Raw genomic sequence first — 19,911 nt, 5'->3', positions numbered from 1 at the left:
AGTTTATTTCACTTATATGCAACCGACTCGGTAGCTCAGCTGGTAGAGCATTACACTTTTAATGTAGGGGTCCTGGGTTCGAATCCCAGCCGGGTCACAAAAAAGTTAAGCATTTCGCTTAACTTTTTTTTGTTTATGGCCATGTGGAGAAATTGGTAGACTCGCCATCTTGAGGGGGTGGTGCTGCAAAGCGTGTCAGTTCGAATCTGATCATGGTCACTTTAACTTTCCTAACTTCTTTTTACATTCATCTATTTCATATTTATTTTTTTGTAAATTTGTTTAATCATTTACAAGAAAAGATGAACAATATAAAATCTACCTTTAACATAAAAGATTTAGAAAATCTTTCAGGAATTAAAGCTCATACGATTCGTATTTGGGAAAAAAGATACAATCTTTTAGAACCTATGCGAAGTGATACGAATATCAGAATGTATGACATTCAAAATCTTCAAAAGTTATTAAACGTAGTTCTTTTAACAAAATTCGGATATAAAATTTCCAAAATATCAACTTTAAGCATTCAAGAAATTGAACAGTTCGTTTTGAAAATTCAAAATGAAAAAACAATAAACAATCATGTAATAAGTGCCTTTAAAATGGCTATGCTTAATTTTGATCAAAGTTTATTTTTAAAAACATACAATGAATTAATTTCAACAAAGGATTTTAATGTTGTGTTTTTTGAAACGTTTATTCCTTTATTAGAAGAAATAGGAACATTATGGGCAACTAATACCATTACTCCTGCTCACGAACATTTTATTTCTAATTTAATAAAACAGAAAATATTAATTCAGATAGAAAACAATTTAAATAACTCAAAGATTAATTCTGAAAAAACATTTGTTTTATACTTGCCTTTTAATGAAATACATGAAATAGGTTTATTATTTCTACATCAACAAATTTCAGCCAAAGGTTATCATTCTATTTATTTAGGAAGCAGTTTACCATTTGATAGCTTGTTAGATTTAAATCGTCATTTTAATAAAATAACATTTGTAACTTATTTAACTGTCGCACCTGAAAATGACGAAGTAAATAATTACATCAAACAAGTCAGTAAAGAATTACTCCATGAAAACGAAAATGAATTAGTTGTATTAGGTAGAAAAACAGAATTAATACATCCAAATTTATTAAGTGAGAATATAAAAATTTACAAAAACCCAAAAGATTTTGTCGACTTATTGTAATTTTGTTTAATATTTTATTATTTTTGTTAAACAAAATATTCAGATGTCAAAAAAAATAAACATAATTGGATCAGGGTTTTCATCGTTAGCTGCAGCATGTTATTTAGCTAAAGAAGGAAATAACGTAACCATATTTGAAAAAAACAGCACAATTGGTGGAAGAGCTAGACAATTAAAAAAAGAAGGATTTACATTTGATATTGGTCCGACTTGGTATTGGATGCCAGATGTTTTTGAACGATTCTTTTCTGATTTTAACAAAAAACCATCTGATTATTATGAGTTAATTAAGCTCTCACCTGCTTATCAAGTTTATTTTGATATAAATGATTCCATTCTTATTTCAGATAATTTAAATGATATTATTGACACTTTTGAGCAAATTGAAACTGGAAGTGGTAAAAAACTAAAATCGTTTATTGAAGAAGCTAGAGATAATTATGAAATTGCCATAAAAGATTTAGTGTACCGACCAGGAGAAAGTATTACAGAACTTATAACACTTGAAACTGCCAAAAGAGTCAATCAGTTTTTTAGCACTATTTCTAATGATGTTAGAAAGAAATTTAAAAATCAAAAACTGATACAAACACTTGAATTTCCTGTTCTTTTTTTAGGAGCCAAACCAAGTAACACACCCTCTTTTTATAGTTTTATGAATTATGCCGATTTCGGTTTAGGAACTTGGCATCCAAAAAACGGAATGTATTCAGTAGTTCAAGGAATGGAGCAATTAGCTTTAGAATTAGGAGTTAACATTGTAACAAATGAAAATGTTGAACAAATAATTACCGAAAACAATAAAGCAATTGGAATTATCTCTAATGGGAAAAAGCATTTAGCAGACGTTATTTTATCGGGTGCCGATTATCATTTTACAGAAACTTTATTACAAGAAAAAGAGCGTCAATATTCTGAACAATTTTGGAATAAAAAAACCTTTGCACCTTCTTCCCTATTATTTTATGTAGGATTTGATAAGAAAATAGAAAATGTTGAACATCATACTTTGTTTTTCGACACTGATTTCGGACTTCACGCAAAAGAAATATACGATACTGCAAAATGGCCAACAGAACCGTTATTTTATGCGAGTTTCCCTTCAAAAACGGATGAATCAGCTGCACCAATAGGAAAAGAAGCCGGAATATTTTTAATTCCTTTAGCGCCAGATTTAGAAGACACTCCAGAATTAAGAGAAGTCTATTTTGAAAAAATTCTTACACGTTTTGAAAAAATAACCAATCAAAATGTAAGAAAAAATATTATATTTAAGGAATCATTTTGTGTAAATGATTTTAAATCAGCATACAACTCATACAAAGGAAACGCATACGGATTAGCAAATACATTATTACAAACTGCTTTTTTAAGACCAAAATTAAAAAGCAAGAAAGTTCAAAATTTATATTTTACTGGACAATTAACAGTTCCAGGACCAGGAGTTCCTCCTGCATTAATTTCAGGAAAATTAGTTTCACAATTAATAAAAAAATATCAATAAAATGAAGGCATTATTCGACATCGTTTCTTTCGCTTGTAGTGAAAAAGTTACCAAGGCATACAGCACTTCGTTTTCGGCTGCTGTGAAAATGTTAGCTCCATCTATCAGACAAGATATTTATAATATTTATGGTTTTGTCCGCTTTGCAGATGAGATTGTAGACAGTTTTCATGATTACAATAAAGAAGAACTTTTTGATAAATTCGAAAAAGAATTAGCAGATGCAATTTCAAATAAAATTAGTTTGAACCCGATACTTAATTCTTTTCAACATACAGTTCACAAATACATCATCAAACAAGATTTGATTGATGCATTTATGAAGAGTATGAAATTGGATTTAGTTAAATCAGAATACAAAACTACTCAAGAATATCACGAATATATTTATGGAAGTGCCGATGTAGTTGGATTAATGTGTTTAACTGTTTTTGTAAATGGTGATGAAAATAAATATAACGAACTAAAAGATTCTGCCATGAAATTAGGTTCGGCTTTCCAAAAAGTCAATTTCCTAAGAGATTTAAAAGCCGATTATGAAGATTTAAATAGAACGTATTTCCCAAATACCGATTTATCTAAATTAACAGAAACTTCTAAACAAGAAATCATTGATGATATTGAAAATGATTTTAAAATGGCTTACGAAGGAATTTTACATTTGCCATTAGAAGCTAAGTTTGGCGTTTATACCGCTTATAGATACTATAAAAGACTTTTAAACAAATTAAAAGCTACGCCTTCTGCAGAAATTAAAAACACTAGAATTAGAGTTCCTGATTATCAAAAATTTGAACTTCTAGCTCGTTGTTATGTAAAATATAGACTAAATTTACTGTAGAAATTAATTACGATTTTCGAGTTATCACTTTGACAAGCTCAGTGTGACAGAATTACGAATTGAAATTTAGATTTAAAAACAAAAACTATGTGGTTATATATAATCGTTTTCATATTAACTTTTTTCATAATGGAATTTATGGCTTGGTTTACTCATAAATACGTTATGCATGGATTTTTATGGAGTTTGCATGCTGATCATCATAAAAAAGACCACGATTCTTGGTTTGAAAGAAATGATACTTTCTTTATTTTTTATGCTGTAATTAGTATTGGATTTTTCCTTTTATGGCAATATAAAATTTTAGAAATAGGATTAGCTATTGGATTAGGAATTTTCGCTTACGGATTAACTTATTTCTTAGTGCATGATATTTTCATTCACCAACGTTTTAAATTGTTCAGAAACGCGAATAACAAATATGCAAGAGCACTTAGAAGAGCTCACAAAATGCATCATAAACATTTAGGAAAAGACAAAGGAGAATGTTTCGGAATGCTTTTATTTCCCTATAAACATTACAAAAACGCATAAAAAAAGCTCCTATTGGAGCTTTTTTTATTCTATTCACTATTCACTAATGACTATTCACTAATTACTATTTCTCAATTTCTTTTAAACTTTCCATTTTCTTGTGCGCTAGGAAACCTTTGATATCTTCAAAATGTTCTTTCACACGTTTGTTTCCAAATTCGAATACTTTTTCTGCTAAACCATCTAAGAAATCACGGTCGTGAGAAACTAAAATTAACGTTCCATCGAAATCACGTAATGCATCTTTAATGATGTCTTTTGTTTTCATATCTAAGTGATTTGTAGGCTCATCCAGAATTAAAACATTTACCGGTTCTAATAATAATTTGATCATGGCTAAACGTGTTTTTTCTCCACCAGAAAGCACTTTTACTTTCTTTTGAATATCGTCACCTTTAAACATGAAAGCACCTAATAAATCTTTAATTTTCGTACGTACATCCCCAACAGCAATTTGATCTATAGTATCAAAAATCGTGATTTCTCCATCCAATAAAGAAGCCTGATTTTGTGCGAAATAACCGATTTGCGAATTATGTCCGATTTCTAATTTACCACCATCATAGTCAATTTCTTTCATGATTGCTTTAATCATCGTCGATTTACCTTCACCATTTTTACCAACGAAAGCTACTTTCTGACCGCGTTCGATAACCAAATTTGCATTATTGAAAACAACGTGATCACCATATTTTTTTGTTAAATCTTCCACCACAACAGGATATTGTCCAGAACGTGGTGAAGGCGGGAATTTTAATTTTAAAGCAGAAGTATCTACTTCATCCACTTCTACTAAAACTAATTTTTCTAACATACGAACACGCGATTGTACTTGTTCTGTTTTAGAGAAAGTACCTCTAAATCGTTCAATAAACGCTTGATTATCCGCAATGAATTTTTGCTGTTCGTCGTATGCTTTTTGTTGGTGAATTCTTCTATCTTTTCTTAATTCTAAATAATCAGAATATTTGGCTTTATAATCGTAAATTCTTCCCATCGTAACTTCAATTGTACGATTTGTAATGCTATCAACAAAAGCTCTATCGTGAGAAATTACCATAACCGCTTTTGCTTGGTTCACCAAGAAATCTTCTAACCACTGAATACTTTCCATATCCAAGTGATTCGTTGGCTCATCCAATAAAATTAAATCCGGTTTTTTCAAAAGAATTTTCGCTAACTCGATACGCATTCTCCAACCTCCAGAAAACTCAGAAGTTTTTCTTGTAAAGTCTTCACGTTCAAAACCTAAACCTTTTAAAACTTTTTCAACTTCCGCTTCATAATTAATTTCTTCAATTGAATAAAACTTTTCAGAAAGTTCCGAAACTCGCTCGATTAACTTCATGTACTCGTCACTTTCATAATCTGTACGAACCGTTAATTGCTCGTTGATATCGTCAATTTCTTTCTTCATATTCAACACTTCAGCAAAAGCTTTTGATGTTTCTTCCATTACAGTACAATCATCCGAATGCAATAAATGCTGAGGCAAATAAGCAATTACAGCATCACTCGGCGCAGAAATTCCACCACGAGTGGGTTTATTTTCACCAGCAACAATTTTCAATAAAGTTGATTTTCCAGCTCCATTTTTACCCATTAAGGCAATTTTATCATTTTCATTTATGGCAAAAGTTACTTCGCTAAAAAGTGTTGTTCCACCGAATTCTACGGCGATATCGTTTACTGTAATCATTATTATAAAGTTAGAAGTAGAAGTTAGAAGTCAGAAGACCAAAACTCCTTTAATTTTAAAGGTGCAAAGATAGAATAATTAGTCGATTTGACAATTATCCATTCATTAATGAAAAGTAAATGTTAATTCAATATTCTTTTCAATTCGAAAAGGAATTGTTCATTATCGTTTATTCCTAAATGTCCTTGTTTTTCTAAAGAAACTAATTTATCAATTGGTTTAAAAATGGATTTAAGTTTTAATGAATTTTCATATGGAATTACTACATCGTCATAACCATGAAAAATAAAAATTGGTGATTTTATTTTTTTAAGATATTTAAAAGTTGGGATTTTATATTTCACAACAAAATTAGGAACAATTGGAAATTTTTCAGTTGCTAAATCTTCCAAACAATAATATGGTGCTTGAAGAATAAGTGATTTTGGATTATTTTTAGAGGCCAAATAAGCAGCCATTCCGGAACCAATGGAATAACCTGTGATAATAATATTTTCTTCTTTGTATTGTTTTTTCAATTGATTGTACGCTGAAGAAATATCTGAAAACAATTGTTCTTCACTTGAAATTTCACCTTCGCTTTTTCCAAATCCACGATAATCTAAAATAAAAATATCATAACCTAAATGGGTATAATTCTCTGCAATATTTCCCCATTCATCAACATTTCCAGCATTTCCGTGCAAATAAAAAACTAATCCTTTTGAATTTTCTGCTTTGAATAAAAGTCCATGAAGATTAATCTTGTCTGAAGTTTTAATGGTAACTTCTTCATGTTTTTCTAAAAAAGTAAATTGATGATTTTTGTCTAATTTATTAGCATGGAAAAACAAAGATTCTTGGTTGAAATATAATAAACTAATAATGATAAGATATAAACTTCCAATAATGGAAAACAAAATTTTAAATTGTAAAACGAATTGTCTTTTATATTTTTTCATTATGATTGATTTATTCTTCCATCTCGAAGAAAAGTGGTTCAATCATTATTCTATCGGCAACAGCTTCTACTCTTTCGGTAATTTTGTTACAAAAAATTAAACGTTGTGTTTTTCCAATACTATCAGAAAGACGATTTACTTTAGCATCCATACGAAGTTTGAACAAAATATCTGCATCATCCACAACTACCATTTTTAATTGGTTCACATCGAAACCTGCTGTTGAAAACATTTCATCTAAACGTGTAGCTGTACCAATCAAAACATCTATACCTAAAGAAATTTGATTTTTATCCCAATCTAAATCACCTCTATCATGCACACCATAAACACGTAATTTATTGTATCTATTTAAATCTTTAAAAATGTCTACCATTTGCAACACTTTTTCTTTTGTTTCAACAATAATCAGAGCTCTTGGCGATTCCATAAATGGTTTATCCAAACGTTGAATTACATTTAAAGCAATAGTTGTTGATTTCCCAGATTTTCTATCCGATTGTATAACCGCATCTGCACCACTTTTTATAGTTGAAAATGTTTCTTGTTGCATTTCATTGGCTTCTGTTAAACCATTTTCGATTAATGCTTCCTGTAAATGTGGGTTTATTTTTTTTAATTGCATTTTTATTTAATATTACACAGAGTTCCTCAAAGTGACAGCAAAGATACACAAAGAATTTTTATCAAAATTTATATAACAAAAAAGACTCACCTATTTTGTGAGTCTCTGTGAAATATTTTGTGTGACTTTGCGAAATAACAAACTACTTAGACGCAAATAAATTTACATCTGATTCCGAAATTTCATTGTTTCCAAGAATAATTAAACGCTCTACTACGTTTCTTAGTTCACGAATGTTTCCTGTCCAATCGTATTCTTGTAATAATTTGATGGCTGCTTTTGAAAACGTTTTTTTAGCATTTCCTTGTTCTTCAGAAATTTTAGCGGCAAAGTGTTCAATTAGCATTGGAATATCGTCGCGTCTGTCATTTAAAGCTGGAACTTTAATTAAAATAACCGCTAAACGATGGTATAAATCTTCACGAAAACGACCTTCTTCAATTTCTTTTTTCAAGTCTTTATTGGTTGCAGCGATAACACGAACATCGACTTTAATATCTTTATCAGCACCTACACGTTGAATTAAATTTTCTTGTAAAGCACGTAAAACTTTTGCTTGAGCTGGTAAACTCATATCTCCAATTTCATCTAAGAAAATTGTTCCTCCATGAGCCGCTTCAAACTTCCCTGCTCTATCTTTCACTGCAGATGTAAAAGCACCTTTTACGTGTCCGAATAATTCACTTTCTATTAATTCTGATGGAATTGCGGCACAGTTTACTTCAATAATTGGATTCGAAGAACGATTACTGTTTTCATGTAATTGATGTGCAACTAATTCTTTTCCTGTTCCATTTGGACCTGTAATTAAAACTCTTGCATCGGTTTGAGCAACTTTTTCAATCATACCTTTGATATGAGAAATCGCTTCGCTCTCGCCAATCATTTCGTAGTTTTTAGAAACTTTTTTCTTTAGAATTTTATTTTCTACAACCAGTTGTTTTCTATCTAACGCATTTCGAACCGTATTTAACAATCTGTTTAAATCTGGTGGTTTTGAAATATAATCGAAAGCACCTAAACGCATTGTATTTACTGCGGTTTCTAAGTCGCCATGACCAGAAATCATTACCATTGGAATTTCAGGTTTAATTTTTTTGATGGCTTCTAAAACTTCCACACCGTCCATTTTAGGCATTTTGATGTCACATAAAATTAAATCGAAATCTTCATTTTTAACCAATTCAACACCTTGCAATCCATCTTCAGCTTCTTGAACCAAATACGTATCGCTTTCTTCTGATAATATTTTATTTAAAACGCGACGGATTGGCGCTTCATCTTCTATGATTAATATTTTAGGCATAAATAGCTATCATTAATATTGATAAAATAGAGAATACTAAAAATCCACCTATTTGAATATAGGATGCTAAATTAAATTTTTTAATGTATTCTATTGGAAAATTATTTGCTTTTAGTTTACCCAATTTAATTTTATAAGTGTATACTATTTTTGTAATTAACAACGTAAAAATTCCAATCATCAAATATAATATTGGAATGAATTTTAACTGAATTAAAACAAAAAACACAATCATTAATGCAATTACAGTTAATCCATTAAACTTATTTTCTTTTTGAAATAAATTAATGAGTTCAACTTTTTTATTGTCATCTAACAAAGTTACTGCATTTTGCACAGTATATCTTGAATACCAATTACTAAAAATCAAAAGGACTAATCCAACAAAATATAGATTTAATTCAGACATAAATACATTTAGTTAATATAAATTTATAAAAACAAAATTAAAATTATTTTATTTTTCTCACAGCAATACCGTTAAACGATATTGTACTATATACTGTTGGTGGATCTTTTTCAAACATAACACCACTTTCTCTAGTTAAATAATTCTTCTTAACACCAATTATTGCATCACAACATTTGCTTTTTGCTAAATTTTTAAGCTTCAAAATAATTTCCTTTTCATTAGAATATTGATTTCCTTGAACTTCAATTAAACCAATTTTTTCATAATTAAATGGAATGGTTTCCGATTCAAAAACCAATTCAACATTTTCAGGTAAAGTTTGACAATTGATTTCTTTTGAATCATTCAAATTTGTAAATATTTCATTAGCAGAAAGTCCATAACATGAATCAAGGCAGATAGTTAAAATTAACAAAAATAGGGATGTAAAAATTCTTTTCATTGTAAAGATGATAGTTTAATTTGTTGTTATATGAAAAATTAATACTTCAACCATTTATACAATTCTTTCCAAGTTGGCTTTTTACCGTACATTAAAATTCCCACTCGGTAGATTTTGCTGGCGAACCAAACTACAGCAATAAACGTACCAAAAAGTAAGATTAAAGAGACAATTATTTGCCAAACTGGAACTCCAAATGGAATTCGCATTAGCATTACAATAGGCGATGTAAAAGGAATCATGGAGAAAATGGTAGCAATATTTCCATGAGGATCGTTTGCAACCGTGAAAAATCCAATATAAACTCCTAACATTAACGGCATTATGATTGGCAACAAAAATTGTTGAGAATCCGTTTCATTGTCTACTGCTGCACCAATTGCTGCATATAATGAACTGTATAAAAAATAGCCACCAATAAAATAAAAAATGAAAGAAATTATAATTGTTGCAATTGGTAAATTTCTAAACTCATTTAGATACAATGGCAATTTCGTCATAAATCCACTATTTTGAGCAGCTAATTTCATAGCTTCTGGATTGGCTTTCGACATAGAGCTTGCTGCTGTTTCTGCTCCGAAAAAAGTGGTTGCCACTAAGAAAATAGAAATACCAACAATTGCCCAAATAGCAAATTGTAAAATTCCAGCTAATGAATTACCAATAATTTTACCCATCATTAATTGGAATGGTTTTACGGAAGAAATTACAATTTCAATAATTCTATTTGTTTTTTCTTCAATAACACTTCGCATAACAAAATTTCCATAGATGATAATGAACATCATAATTAAATATCCAAAAAGGAAACCTAATCCGATTTTAATTTCGTTAATTCCTTTCAAACTAACATCTCCAGAATATTTACTTAATTTTAAAGATGATTCCACTTTTGCTTTTTCAATTTTAGCAATGTCTAAATTATTAGCTTGCAAATTATCTTGAGTTAAAATAGAATCAACTACTTCCTCTATATCAAAAATAAATTCAGCACTTGCACTTTCATCTGAAATGTATTCAACTTTCTCTTTTAAATCTTGAACACTTGCTGTTTTAGGAACAAACAACAATCCTTCATAGCTTTTACTTGCTGTATCTTTTGCTACATTAAAAGGCAAAGCTGATAAATCTGTATAAGCCGTTTCTTTATTAGATTTTAAACTTCCTTTTAAAACATTACCTTGATCGTAAACTGCAATTTTAGTTGCTTCATCTTTATTGATACTAGCTAAATATCCAATAAGAAAAGACATTCCTAAGAAAATTAGCGGACTTAAAAACGTCATCACTATAAAAGATTTGTTGCGCACTTTGGCAATAAATTCTCTTTGTACGATTAATAATAATTTGTTCATATTTTGAATGTATATTGTATAGTAGAAAACACTTTTACGTGTTTCTCATTTAGTTATTATTTCGAAACTGTTTGAATAAAAATATCGTTTACACTTGGAATTTTCTCAGCGAAATGAGTTACTTGTCCGTTTTGAGTTAAAACTGAAAGCAAATCATTTGTAGTATGATTTCCTAATTGAACTTCTAATTTTAAATCGTCGTTTAATGATTTAAAATCTGTTTGTCCAATGGTAAATTTTTGAGTCAATTGATACATTAATCCTTCAATGTTTTGCGTCATCACTCCTACTTGAAATGTATTCGTTCTGTATTCGCGTTTAACATCTTCCAGTTTACCTTCAATTAATTTATTTGATTTATGAATTAACGCAATGTAATCACACATTTCTTCCACACTTTCCATTCGGTGTGTAGAGAAAATGATTGAAGTTCCGTTTTTATTCAATTCAATAATTTCATCTTTAATTAAATTGGCATTTACAGGATCGAATCCAGAAAATGGCTCATCTAGAATTAACAATTTCGGATTGTGTAAAACCGTAACAATGAATTGCACTTTTTGCGCCATACCTTTAGAAAGCTCTTGTAGTTTTTTATCCCACCAAGTAGAAATTTCAAACTTTTCGAACCAATATTTCAATTGCTTTTTGGCTTCTTGTTTGCTCATGCCTTTCAATTGCGCTAAATACAAACATTGCTCACCAACTTTCATTGATTTGTACAAACCACGTTCTTCTGGCATATAACCAATCATAGAAATATGATTTGGATTTAATTTTTCGCCATTTAAAATGATTTCTCCAGCGTCTGGTAAAGTAATTTGATTGATGATTCGAATTAAGGAAGTTTTACCGGCACCATTCGGACCTAATAAACCATAAATACTACCTTCAGGAACATTTAATGAAACAGCATTTAGCGCAGTATAATCGCCGTATTGTTTCACTACATTTTTTACTTCTAATATATTATTCATTATAACGTATTTCTTTGTTGTAATTAGTGTTAAAGATAAGGCTTTTGTTACAAAAATAAATCCCATCCTTACTTTTAATTTAAAAATTAGGATGGGAAAAATTGCTATGAAAAAGAAATCACTCCTTTTAATAAAGTGATTATCAAATGTATAAAATATTTTTTAGTTACGAAAACATATCTTTTACTTTTTCAAAAAATGACTTATCCGACTTTTCTGGGCTTGGAGTAAAGTTTTCATCTCCAATCATTTTCTCAAAAAACTGTTTTTGTTCTTTATTCAATGTTTTAGGTGTCCAAACGTTTACATGAACCAGTAAATCACCATTTCCATAACTATTTAAACTTGGAATACCTTTTCCTTTTAAGCGAAGAATTTTACCAGATTGGATACCTTCTTCTAATTTAATACGCACTTTACCATTAACGGTTTCAATTTCTTTTGAAACTCCTAAAGCTGCTTCTGGGAAACTGATGTATAAATCAAAATGAAGATTTTCACCTTCACGCTTTAAAAATTCGTGTTCAACTTCTTCAATGGCTACAATTAAATCACCAGGAATACTGTTTTTACCTGGAGCATCATTACCTTTTCCTTGTACTTTTAATTGCATTCCATCTACAACTCCAGCAGGAATTTTGATTGATACTGTATCGTCTTCAGTAATCATACCTTGACTATCAGCATTTGAAGGTTTATGATCTAATATTTGACCCGAACCATGACAAGTTGGACAAGTTGAAGCCGTTTGCATACGACCTAATATAGTATTAGTAACACGCATTACTTGCCCACTACCATTACAAGTAGAACATGTTTTATAAGTTACTCCTACAGCTTGTACTTTACGTTTAACTTTAACTTTTTTCTCTACACCATTTGCAACTTCTTCTAAAGTTAATTTGACTTTAATACGTAAGTTACTTCCTTTCATTCTGCGTTGACCTCCGCCACCATTGAATCCACCAAAGCCTCCGCCACCAAATGCACTACCGAAAATATCTCCAAATTGACTGAAAATATCATCCATATTCATATGATGACCACCATAACCACCATTTTCAAATGCTTGGTGACCATATTGATCATATCGTGCTTTTTTGTCAGCATCACTTAAAACTTCATATGCTTCTGCACATAATTTAAAGTTTTCTTCAGCTTCTTTATCACCTGGGTTTTTATCAGGGTGGTATTGAATTGCTTTTTTTCGGTATGCTTTTTTAATTTCTTCTGGAGAAGCACTTTTGCTAACGCCTAAAATTTCGTAAAAATCTTTTTTCATGTTTTTTTATTAAATACTTCGACTCGCTCAGTATGACAAAATGTATGATTAATTCCCTAAAATTACTTTTGGGAAACGAATAATTTTATCTCCTAATTTATAACCTTTTTCAATTACATCAACTATTTTTCCTTTCAATTCAGGAGAAGGCGCTGGAATTTGTGTAATGGCTTCTGCAAAATCTGCATTAAATTCGTCACCAGCTTTAATATCAACCACTTCTAAACCTTTAGAAACTAAAGTCGATTTTAATTTTTCATGAATTAATTCAACTCCTTTAACTAAAGCTTCATCATCCGATTGAGAAATTTGAGCCCACCCTCTATCGAAATCATCTAAAACAGGCAACATTGATTGTAAAACTTCTTGTCCAGCAGTTTTAAATAATTCTATTCTTTCTTTTGATGTTCTTTTTTTATAATTTTCGAACTCTGCAAATAATCTTAAAAATTTATCTTTTTCTTGAGTTAATTGTTCTTGCAATTGTTCTTCTACTGACAATTCTACTTGTTCTATTTCTTGGTTTTCTACCGCATTTTCATCCTGAATGATCTCTTTTTCGATATTTTCAGTATTTTCTTTACTCATGACTATTTATTTTAATTTTATTTGTGAATGCAAAAGTATTGCCATATTTTTAAAAATGACACATTGTCAGACTAAATTTTAATATTTTTTTAAGATTTAACAAGCTGGAAATAACTAAATTTGAAGAAGCAAATAATTTTTGTTTCATCTTTAAGTTATAATAAACAAGAGAAGTGCTATACAAATTAAAGTGTAGCACTTTTTTTATTGTAGTAAATTAACCAAGGCTTTTTCTAAGGAAGCATAATTGAATTGAAATCCAGTATCTAAAATTTTTCTACAACTTACACATTGACCATTAACTATAATTATATGCATTTCGCCAAGCATTAATTTCAAAACAATTACTGGAACTTTGGGTAAAAAAAGAGGTTTATGTAGTGTTTTTGCTATTGCTACAGTAAGTTCTTTATTGGTTACAGGATATGGAGAAACAGCATTATAAATTCCATGCAAATTTTTATCTAAAACATATTTAAAAAGCGCCACCAAATCGTCAATATGAATCCACGAAACAAATTGATTTCCTGTGCCTAATGCTGACCCAAAACCATATCTTATTGGTTTAGCCATTTCAACTAAAGCACCTGATTCTTTAGCTAAAACTACTCCAATTCTTACAATAGTAACGGCAATATTTAAATTTTTAAATTGATGTGCACTCATTTCCCAAGCTTGAGTCACTTCACCTAAAAAAGAATCGTCTATACTTGAATTCGTTTCAGAATATACTTGATGTAAATCGTTTGGATAAATACCAATTGCAGATGCAGATACAAATCGTTTTACAGTATGTGGAATTTGATTTAACGTATTAAAAATTAAATTGGCACCATTGATTCTACTTTCAAAAATTTCTTTCTTATATGATTTTGTCCATTTTTTAGAAATAGAAGCACCCGCCAAATGTATAATTACTTCAACATCTTGAAAGGCAGCTGTATCAATTTCACCTGAAATTGGATTCCAATAAAATCCTTTATAATTTTTTTTCTCTAGAAGTTTAGATTTGGAAGTAGTTAAATAATGTACAACATGATGTTCTTTACGAAGTGTTGCTACTAACTTTTTCCCCACCAAACCTGTAGCACCTGTTATTAGAATATTCATTTGAAATTTTATTTAAAGTATAAATTTACAATAACTTAGTAAGGTTCTTTTAAACATTAACTAAGATTAACGAACATTAACAACTATTTATTACTTCTTGCTTTTATCGTCCATTCAAATTGCATTTCTGAAACTTGCTCACCATTTTCATTTACACCAATTGATGTTAACCATACTGTTTGACCTTCATTGGTTTCAATTGCTTTTTGAATTACTGAAGCAATTAAATCACCTTGATTACAAGTAAAAGTAATTCTTCCAGTAGCTTTTTTGGTAAAAACAGCTTTGTTTTGAGCCACTAACATTGAAATATTTTTTCCACTTTGCTTAATTTGAAACATCACCAAAGCTCCTGTTGTAAATTCTGCAGCCATAGCTTGAACCGCAAAATACATCGATTTAAAAGGATTCTGATTGAACCATTTATATTTCACAGTGGTTTGACAAATTGTTGAAGATATAGTTTTTACTCTAACACCACTCCAATAAGCAGAAGGTAATTTAAAAAACATAAAAGCATTAAGCTTTGCTGGTGTAAACTCCATAATTAAAGGTATTTTTTGTAAAAATAAGAAAAAATACTATGCGTTCATACTATTTTTATTTGTTAAAATTTTGTTAAATATTAGTACTATGTAATACAATGTACTTGTTTTTAGCCATATATTTGCATAAGAAAATAACATACTAAAGATAGTACTATTTTCAAATCATCAAGTTTCAATCATCACATACTGATTTTCAGTAACAATCAAAAAACGAACTCCTGACGTTTTCAGGACTAACAAAAAAATGAAAACAAATGAACATTGAAAACACAAAAGCACAAATGCGAAAAGGTGTTTTAGAGTTCTGCATCTTATCAGTCTTAAAAGAAAAAGATGCCTATACTTCTGAAATCTTAGACACTTTAAAAAACGCAAAATTGCTAGTAGTTGAAGGAACTGTTTATCCTTTACTTACAAGACTAAAAAACGATGGATTATTAAATTATCGTTGGGAAGAATCAACTTCGGGACCACCAAGAAAATATTACGGTTTAACCGATGAAGGAAAAGAATTTTTAACAGAATTAAATAGCACTTGGAACGAATTATCTGGTGCAGTAAATACAATTACAAACATAAACTAACGAGCCATGAATAAGACAACAAGTATAAATTTAGGAGGTTTTTTCTTTCACATTGATGAGGATGCCTTTAGAAAATTGAGCAACTACTTTGAAGCCGTTAAAAGATCTTTATCTTCAGATGGTAGAGATGAAATTATAAAAGACATTGAAAGTAGAATTGCTGAAATATTTCAAGAAAAATTAGGTACTACAAAACAAGTTGTAGGCTTAATAGAAGTTGATGAAGTAATTGCAATTATGGGTCAACCAGAAGATTATAAAATTGAAAATGATGAGCCTAAAAATTCATTTAGTTCAAGTTATAATGTAAACTATAATTCTAAAAAATTATACCGCGACAAAGAAAATGCTCTATTAGGAGGTGTTATGTCTGGTTTAGGTCATTATTTCGGAGTAGATCCTTTATGGTTAAGAATTATTATGGTAATCTTATTCTTCGGATTTGGAACAGGAATCATCTTGTATTTAATCTTATGGATTTTAATACCTGAAGCTACTACCACTTCTCAAAAATTAGAAATGAAAGGGGAACCGATTAACATTTCCAATATTGAAAGAAAAGTAAAGGAAGGATTTAATGAAATTTCAGATAAATTTTCAAATTTAGATCATGATAAAATTGCTTCGAATGCAAAGCAAGGTGCTGAAAAAGTTGGAAGTACTTTAAGCGATATTATTGTAGCTTTATTTAAAGCTTTCGGTAAAGTTATCGGTTTATTTATCTTAATTTTCTCAACGTTATCATTTTTAGGTGTTGTTGTAGGTTCTGTAATTTTAATGTTCTCGTCTACTTTACCTGAAATTATGTTACATGATAATATTCACACACCTTTTAATTTTGATGTGCCTTTATGGGCTCAAGGATTATTATTCTTATTTACAATTGGAATTCCATTATTCTTCTTTGTATTAATTGGATTACGCTTATTAATTCCGAATACAAAATCAATTGGAAATTATGCTAAATATACTTTATTAGCTTTATGGATTTTCTCAGTAGCTGCTTTAACAATTGTAGGTGTAAATTATGCAACAGAATTAAGTCATGATGGTAAAGTTTCTAAAAAAGATTTACTTCCATTAGCAACAACTGATACTTTAGAAGTAAAATTTGTATCAAGTGATTATTTTTCAAAAAGCAAATACAATCATACTAATTTAAGAGTAATGCAAGATTCATCTAAACATGATATCATTTACTCTAACAATGTAAATATTCACTTAAAATATACAGATAAAAAACAACCGTATATTATAGTAGAAAAAACAGCTCAAGGAAGAAATTTTGAAGAAGCTAACAAAAGAGCTGAAAACATCAAATACAACTACAAATTTGAAGGTAAACAATTATTGTTAGACAATTATTTCTTAACAGAAGTTGAAAACAAATTTAGAGGTCAAGAAGTAGATATTTATTTATATATGCCAGAAGGAATGGTTTATTATCCAAACAAAAATGTAGAAGATTATTTAAGTGGAAACAATGCAGATTATGATTATCACTATGGACCAGAAGGTTATAAATATGTAGTGACTGAAAGTAAATTAAATTGTTTAGATTGTCCTCCAAATTCGGAAAACGATGATGATAATTTAATAATCGAAGACATTTCGGATGATGTAATTGGTAATCAAAGAATTGAAAAAACTACTACTAAAAACGATAGTATCGAAAAAGTAACGGTTAAAGTTAATGGCAAAGAGATAATTAATACGGAAGTACGAAAATCTAAAAATTAATTATTTAACAAAACTTTATAAATTTGTTAAAAGTGAGTTCGGAAAAATTTAATACTTTTACGAAACTAAAAAATCAGACAACTTTAAACTAAATAACTATGATACAATTTATTATAAAAATAATTGACTTTACTATTCAGTTAGTGATTCAGTTGATAGAAAGTTTATTTTAGTAAAAAAATAATGGTTAGTTGAATTAATATTCAAAACATAATTCAATATATAAAGCTATACAAATCCCGATTTATTCGGGATTTTTTTTAATATATTTGCCTGACATAAAAAATAAAATAGAAAAAAATGACAAAAAAAATTATCTTATTCGCACTATTCTTATTTAACATTTCATTCGTAACTGCTCAAACTAAATTAGAAAAAATTAAAGGTTCAAAAATTGTAACAGTTACCACTAAAGAAATTGAATCTTTTGAAAATGTAGAAATTGAAGAATTTTTAGATGTTTATTTTGTAAAATCTGAAAAAACCTCAATAGAAATTGAAGCCGACGATAATTTACATGATATTGTAAGCTATAATGTACTAGGGAATACCTTAAAAATTACTGCTTTAAAACAACCAGTAAGCGAAAAAAAGTTTACGGTTAGAGTGAATTATAACGATAGTTTAAAAACTATTGTTGCTCGTCATGAAAGTAAAATTAACGCTTTGGCCGATATTTCATTAGAAAATATTACAATTAAAAATTTTGATAAATCACAGTCATTTTTAAATGTTAGATCTATTAACTTCACTTTATTAATGAACGATAAATCACGTGCTGAAGTAAATGTAAAAGCGGATAAAACAGTTGTTGAATTAAGCAAAGAAGCTAAAATTAAAGCATTAATTGCATCACCAGAATCTAAAATCGATTTGTATCAAAAATCGCAAGGTGAAATTGAAGGAGATTCTCAAATTTCTAAAATTAGATTGGATAACAATGCTAGTTTAATTGCTAAAAAATTCACAGTTAAAGATTTAGAATTGGTAACAGAAAGCTATACTAAATGTTCGGTAAACGCTCAAAAATCGATTGAAATTTCTGCATCTGGAAAATCTGAAATAGATTTATTAGGAGAACCAAAAGTTGATTTAAAAGTATTTACAAATAGTGCTGTTTTATCTAAGAAAGAAAAATAATTTATGCGCAAAGACATCATAATTCCAGAAGTGGAAAACGTTTATATTGTAGCTATTAAAGAATGGAATGAAGATTTTGGTGAAAATTCTTGGTATGCTTACATTTTAAATAATTCTTCAGAAAAATTAGAAATGGCAATGGTGGTTTCACATGCATCTGGAATCATCAATAATGAAGAACGAAAAACAGGAAATTTCCGTCATATGTTTAACGAAGTTTTACCTGAAACTGCCGTTAAAGTAGAATTATTAGAAAATAATGTTTTACAACTAAATAACTATTTTATGTTAACTTATTTTCAAAATGGTAAATTATATGAAAAAAACTTTACATTTGAAGCTAATTCTATTATAGACGACAACACAACTGAATTACAATCAATTAATAGAATTGGTGTAATTGGAAAATAACTAAATAATTAAAATCATGAAAAAATTTATTTTATTACTACTTATTGCATTTTCAACTAGTTTTTACGCTCAAGAAAATACTAGAGTTGAATTTAACAAAAATTCAGAATTAATGATTAATGCAAGTATCATTAACAACGAAACTACTTTTACTAAATTCGTAGAAATTGTTGGTGGACAACCAGAATTAATTAAAGAATCTAAAAACGGTGTAAAAACGTATTTTTATTCAAAAAACGGATTGGTTTTTAAAACGAATAAAGACAAACTTACCATGATTGGATTCAACTACAATTGGGATGGAGATAAAAGCTTCCCAAATACTACTTTCACAGGTGTAGTGGTTATTGGAACGGTACAATTAGATACCAATACAACTAAAGAGTTTATGAAAAAGAATGATTTCTTAACATTTGATAATTTGTTTTTAGAACTTTTCGCTGCTAAATCAAAAAACACTGTGATTATGGTTGGATATAAAAATGACAAAATCACACAATTAGGATTTGAATTCCAATAAGACTAAATAGTTTTAAACTCAACTATACAAACCGTAAAATCTAAGTAAGTCACTTGATTTTACGGTTTTTTTGTTCCCTAAAATTGAATTTTATTTCCCAGTTTATTGCTTAATTCATTTTGTTTGTTGAAATTTACTGCTACAACACGT

General features: G+C 29.1%; 21 protein-coding genes and 2 tRNA genes. 11 read left to right on the top strand and 12 right to left on the bottom strand.

The window, feature by feature from the left end; genetic code table 11:
- Positions 1 to 24: 24 nt before the first annotated feature.
- The 6 genes from BMY86_RS01560 (at position 25) to BMY86_RS01535 (ending at position 4,081) form a co-directional block, all read left to right on the top strand.
- A tRNA-Lys gene (locus tag BMY86_RS01560) sits at positions 25 to 97 on the top strand.
- Positions 98 to 137: 40 nt separating this feature from the next.
- Positions 138 to 219: transfer RNA gene (locus BMY86_RS01555), tRNA-Leu, on the top strand.
- 83 nt (positions 220 to 302) lie between these two features.
- On the top strand, positions 303 to 1,202 hold the full coding sequence (locus tag BMY86_RS01550) for a MerR family transcriptional regulator (RefSeq protein WP_091464276.1): 900 nt from the start codon (positions 303 to 305) through the stop codon (positions 1,200 to 1,202).
- Positions 1,203 to 1,245: 43 nt separating this feature from the next.
- Positions 1,246 to 2,706 carry a phytoene desaturase family protein gene (locus BMY86_RS01545; RefSeq protein WP_091464273.1) on the top strand — a complete coding sequence of 487 codons (1,461 nt, stop codon included), beginning with the start codon at positions 1,246 to 1,248 and terminating at the stop codon, positions 2,704 to 2,706.
- A gap of 1 nt (position 2,707) precedes the next feature.
- Positions 2,708 to 3,547: a phytoene/squalene synthase family protein gene (locus BMY86_RS01540; protein WP_091464268.1), complete on the top strand. Its 840-nt coding sequence runs from the start codon at positions 2,708 to 2,710 to the stop codon at positions 3,545 to 3,547.
- A gap of 87 nt (positions 3,548 to 3,634) precedes the next feature.
- Positions 3,635 to 4,081: a sterol desaturase family protein gene (locus BMY86_RS01535; protein ID WP_091464265.1), complete on the top strand. Its 447-nt coding sequence runs from the start codon at positions 3,635 to 3,637 to the stop codon at positions 4,079 to 4,081.
- A 64-nt stretch (positions 4,082 to 4,145) separates the two neighbouring features.
- Here the strand turns inward: BMY86_RS01535 and BMY86_RS01530 are convergent, their stop codons facing one another.
- The 12 genes from BMY86_RS01530 to BMY86_RS01475 form a co-directional block, all read right to left on the bottom strand.
- Positions 4,146 to 5,780: an ABC-F family ATP-binding cassette domain-containing protein gene (locus tag BMY86_RS01530; RefSeq protein WP_091464263.1), complete on the bottom strand. Its 1,635-nt coding sequence runs from the start codon at positions 5,778 to 5,780 to the stop codon at positions 4,146 to 4,148.
- 122 nt (positions 5,781 to 5,902) lie between these two features.
- Positions 5,903 to 6,721, bottom strand: coding sequence for an alpha/beta hydrolase (locus BMY86_RS01525; RefSeq protein WP_091464260.1), 819 nt, complete (start codon positions 6,719 to 6,721; stop codon positions 5,903 to 5,905).
- A 10-nt stretch (positions 6,722 to 6,731) separates the two neighbouring features.
- On the bottom strand, positions 6,732 to 7,346 hold the full coding sequence (locus BMY86_RS01520) for a DEAD/DEAH box helicase (RefSeq protein WP_091464256.1): 615 nt from the start codon (positions 7,344 to 7,346) through the stop codon (positions 6,732 to 6,734).
- Between the two features lie 142 nt (positions 7,347 to 7,488).
- Complete coding sequence (locus BMY86_RS01515; RefSeq protein ID WP_091464253.1) at positions 7,489 to 8,652, bottom strand: sigma-54-dependent transcriptional regulator; 1,164 nt, start codon at positions 8,650 to 8,652, stop codon at positions 7,489 to 7,491.
- Positions 8,645 to 9,061 (bottom strand): hypothetical protein, encoded by a 417-nt coding sequence (locus BMY86_RS01510; protein ID WP_091464250.1) that lies wholly within the window; start codon positions 9,059 to 9,061, stop codon positions 8,645 to 8,647. The genes BMY86_RS01515 and BMY86_RS01510 overlap by 8 nt, the downstream gene beginning before the upstream one ends.
- Positions 9,062 to 9,104: 43 nt before the next feature.
- Positions 9,105 to 9,506 (bottom strand): hypothetical protein, encoded by a 402-nt coding sequence (locus BMY86_RS01505; RefSeq protein WP_091464248.1) that lies wholly within the window; start codon positions 9,504 to 9,506, stop codon positions 9,105 to 9,107.
- 38 nt (positions 9,507 to 9,544) lie between these two features.
- Positions 9,545 to 10,861, bottom strand: a complete 1,317-nt coding sequence (locus tag BMY86_RS01500) for an ABC transporter permease (protein ID WP_091464246.1) — start codon at positions 10,859 to 10,861, stop codon at positions 9,545 to 9,547.
- 56 nt (positions 10,862 to 10,917) lie between these two features.
- Positions 10,918 to 11,838, bottom strand: a complete 921-nt coding sequence (locus tag BMY86_RS01495) for an ABC transporter ATP-binding protein (RefSeq protein WP_091465550.1) — start codon at positions 11,836 to 11,838, stop codon at positions 10,918 to 10,920.
- 166 nt (positions 11,839 to 12,004) lie between these two features.
- Positions 12,005 to 13,120 (bottom strand): molecular chaperone DnaJ, encoded by a 1,116-nt coding sequence (gene dnaJ / locus BMY86_RS01490; protein ID WP_091464243.1) that lies wholly within the window; start codon positions 13,118 to 13,120, stop codon positions 12,005 to 12,007.
- 48 nt (positions 13,121 to 13,168) lie between these two features.
- On the bottom strand, positions 13,169 to 13,708 hold the full coding sequence (locus tag BMY86_RS01485; RefSeq protein ID WP_091464240.1) for a nucleotide exchange factor GrpE: 540 nt from the start codon (positions 13,706 to 13,708) through the stop codon (positions 13,169 to 13,171).
- Between the two features lie 204 nt (positions 13,709 to 13,912).
- The gene (locus BMY86_RS01480) at positions 13,913 to 14,818 is read right to left on the bottom strand and encodes a TIGR01777 family oxidoreductase (protein ID WP_091464237.1); all 906 of its coding nucleotides are present in this window, start codon (positions 14,816 to 14,818) and stop codon (positions 13,913 to 13,915) included.
- 83 nt (positions 14,819 to 14,901) lie between these two features.
- Positions 14,902 to 15,363 (bottom strand): DUF4442 domain-containing protein, encoded by a 462-nt coding sequence (locus BMY86_RS01475; protein ID WP_091464233.1) that lies wholly within the window; start codon positions 15,361 to 15,363, stop codon positions 14,902 to 14,904.
- A 257-nt stretch (positions 15,364 to 15,620) separates the two neighbouring features.
- Between BMY86_RS01475 and BMY86_RS01470 the strand changes: the two genes are divergently transcribed.
- The 5 genes from BMY86_RS01470 to BMY86_RS01450 all read left to right on the top strand — a co-directional run bounded on the left by BMY86_RS01470 (position 15,621) and on the right by BMY86_RS01450 (position 19,761).
- Positions 15,621 to 15,950, top strand: a complete 330-nt coding sequence (locus tag BMY86_RS01470) for a PadR family transcriptional regulator (RefSeq protein WP_091464229.1) — start codon at positions 15,621 to 15,623, stop codon at positions 15,948 to 15,950.
- Positions 15,951 to 15,956: 6 nt separating this feature from the next.
- Entirely contained in the window at positions 15,957 to 17,690 is a 1,734-nt protein-coding gene (locus BMY86_RS01465) for a PspC domain-containing protein (RefSeq protein ID WP_091464226.1), read from the top strand.
- A 300-nt stretch (positions 17,691 to 17,990) separates the two neighbouring features.
- On the top strand, positions 17,991 to 18,830 hold the full coding sequence (locus tag BMY86_RS01460) for a GIN domain-containing protein (RefSeq protein ID WP_091464224.1): 840 nt from the start codon (positions 17,991 to 17,993) through the stop codon (positions 18,828 to 18,830).
- Positions 18,831 to 18,833: 3 nt separating this feature from the next.
- Entirely contained in the window at positions 18,834 to 19,241 is a 408-nt protein-coding gene (locus BMY86_RS01455) for a hypothetical protein (protein ID WP_091464222.1), read from the top strand.
- Between the two features lie 16 nt (positions 19,242 to 19,257).
- Positions 19,258 to 19,761: a DUF7738 domain-containing protein gene (locus BMY86_RS01450; protein ID WP_091464218.1), complete on the top strand. Its 504-nt coding sequence runs from the start codon at positions 19,258 to 19,260 to the stop codon at positions 19,759 to 19,761.
- The last annotated feature ends 150 nt before the right edge of the window (positions 19,762 to 19,911 follow it).

Source organism: Flavobacterium urocaniciphilum (genome assembly GCF_900110615.1).
Taxonomy (GTDB): Bacteria; Bacteroidota; Bacteroidia; order Flavobacteriales; family Flavobacteriaceae; genus Flavobacterium; species Flavobacterium urocaniciphilum.
This window is presented reverse-complemented; position numbering and strand designations above follow the sequence as displayed.

What these genes read in the sequence shown, in the direction of transcription:
- BMY86_RS01525 (WP_091464260.1), bottom strand. Translation starts at nt 6,721, where the DNA reads ATGAAAAAATATAAAAGACAATTCGTTTTACAATTTAAAATTTTGTTT.
- BMY86_RS01470 (WP_091464229.1), top strand. Translation starts at nt 15,621, where the DNA reads ATGAACATTGAAAACACAAAAGCACAAATGCGAAAAGGTGTTTTAGAG.
- BMY86_RS01455 (WP_091464222.1), top strand. Translation starts at nt 18,834, where the DNA reads ATGCGCAAAGACATCATAATTCCAGAAGTGGAAAACGTTTATATTGTA.
- BMY86_RS01540 (WP_091464268.1), top strand. Translation starts at nt 2,708, where the DNA reads ATGAAGGCATTATTCGACATCGTTTCTTTCGCTTGTAGTGAAAAAGTT.
- BMY86_RS01545 (WP_091464273.1), top strand. Translation starts at nt 1,246, where the DNA reads ATGTCAAAAAAAATAAACATAATTGGATCAGGGTTTTCATCGTTAGCT.
- BMY86_RS01460 (WP_091464224.1), top strand. Translation starts at nt 17,991, where the DNA reads ATGACAAAAAAAATTATCTTATTCGCACTATTCTTATTTAACATTTCA.
- BMY86_RS01550 (WP_091464276.1), top strand. Translation starts at nt 303, where the DNA reads ATGAACAATATAAAATCTACCTTTAACATAAAAGATTTAGAAAATCTT.
- BMY86_RS01485 (WP_091464240.1), bottom strand. Translation starts at nt 13,708, where the DNA reads ATGAGTAAAGAAAATACTGAAAATATCGAAAAAGAGATCATTCAGGAT.
- BMY86_RS01500 (WP_091464246.1), bottom strand. Translation starts at nt 10,861, where the DNA reads ATGAACAAATTATTATTAATCGTACAAAGAGAATTTATTGCCAAAGTG.
- BMY86_RS01515 (WP_091464253.1), bottom strand. Translation starts at nt 8,652, where the DNA reads ATGCCTAAAATATTAATCATAGAAGATGAAGCGCCAATCCGTCGCGTT.
- BMY86_RS01465 (WP_091464226.1), top strand. Translation starts at nt 15,957, where the DNA reads ATGAATAAGACAACAAGTATAAATTTAGGAGGTTTTTTCTTTCACATT.
- BMY86_RS01495 (WP_091465550.1), bottom strand. Translation starts at nt 11,838, where the DNA reads ATGAATAATATATTAGAAGTAAAAAATGTAGTGAAACAATACGGCGAT.
- BMY86_RS01480 (WP_091464237.1), bottom strand. Translation starts at nt 14,818, where the DNA reads ATGAATATTCTAATAACAGGTGCTACAGGTTTGGTGGGGAAAAAGTTA.
- BMY86_RS01510 (WP_091464250.1), bottom strand. Translation starts at nt 9,061, where the DNA reads ATGTCTGAATTAAATCTATATTTTGTTGGATTAGTCCTTTTGATTTTT.
- BMY86_RS01505 (WP_091464248.1), bottom strand. Translation starts at nt 9,506, where the DNA reads ATGAAAAGAATTTTTACATCCCTATTTTTGTTAATTTTAACTATCTGC.
- BMY86_RS01475 (WP_091464233.1), bottom strand. Translation starts at nt 15,363, where the DNA reads ATGGAGTTTACACCAGCAAAGCTTAATGCTTTTATGTTTTTTAAATTA.
- BMY86_RS01535 (WP_091464265.1), top strand. Translation starts at nt 3,635, where the DNA reads ATGTGGTTATATATAATCGTTTTCATATTAACTTTTTTCATAATGGAA.
- dnaJ (WP_091464243.1), bottom strand. Translation starts at nt 13,120, where the DNA reads ATGAAAAAAGATTTTTACGAAATTTTAGGCGTTAGCAAAAGTGCTTCT.
- BMY86_RS01530 (WP_091464263.1), bottom strand. Translation starts at nt 5,780, where the DNA reads ATGATTACAGTAAACGATATCGCCGTAGAATTCGGTGGAACAACACTT.
- BMY86_RS01520 (WP_091464256.1), bottom strand. Translation starts at nt 7,346, where the DNA reads ATGCAATTAAAAAAAATAAACCCACATTTACAGGAAGCATTAATCGAA.
- BMY86_RS01450 (WP_091464218.1), top strand. Translation starts at nt 19,258, where the DNA reads ATGAAAAAATTTATTTTATTACTACTTATTGCATTTTCAACTAGTTTT.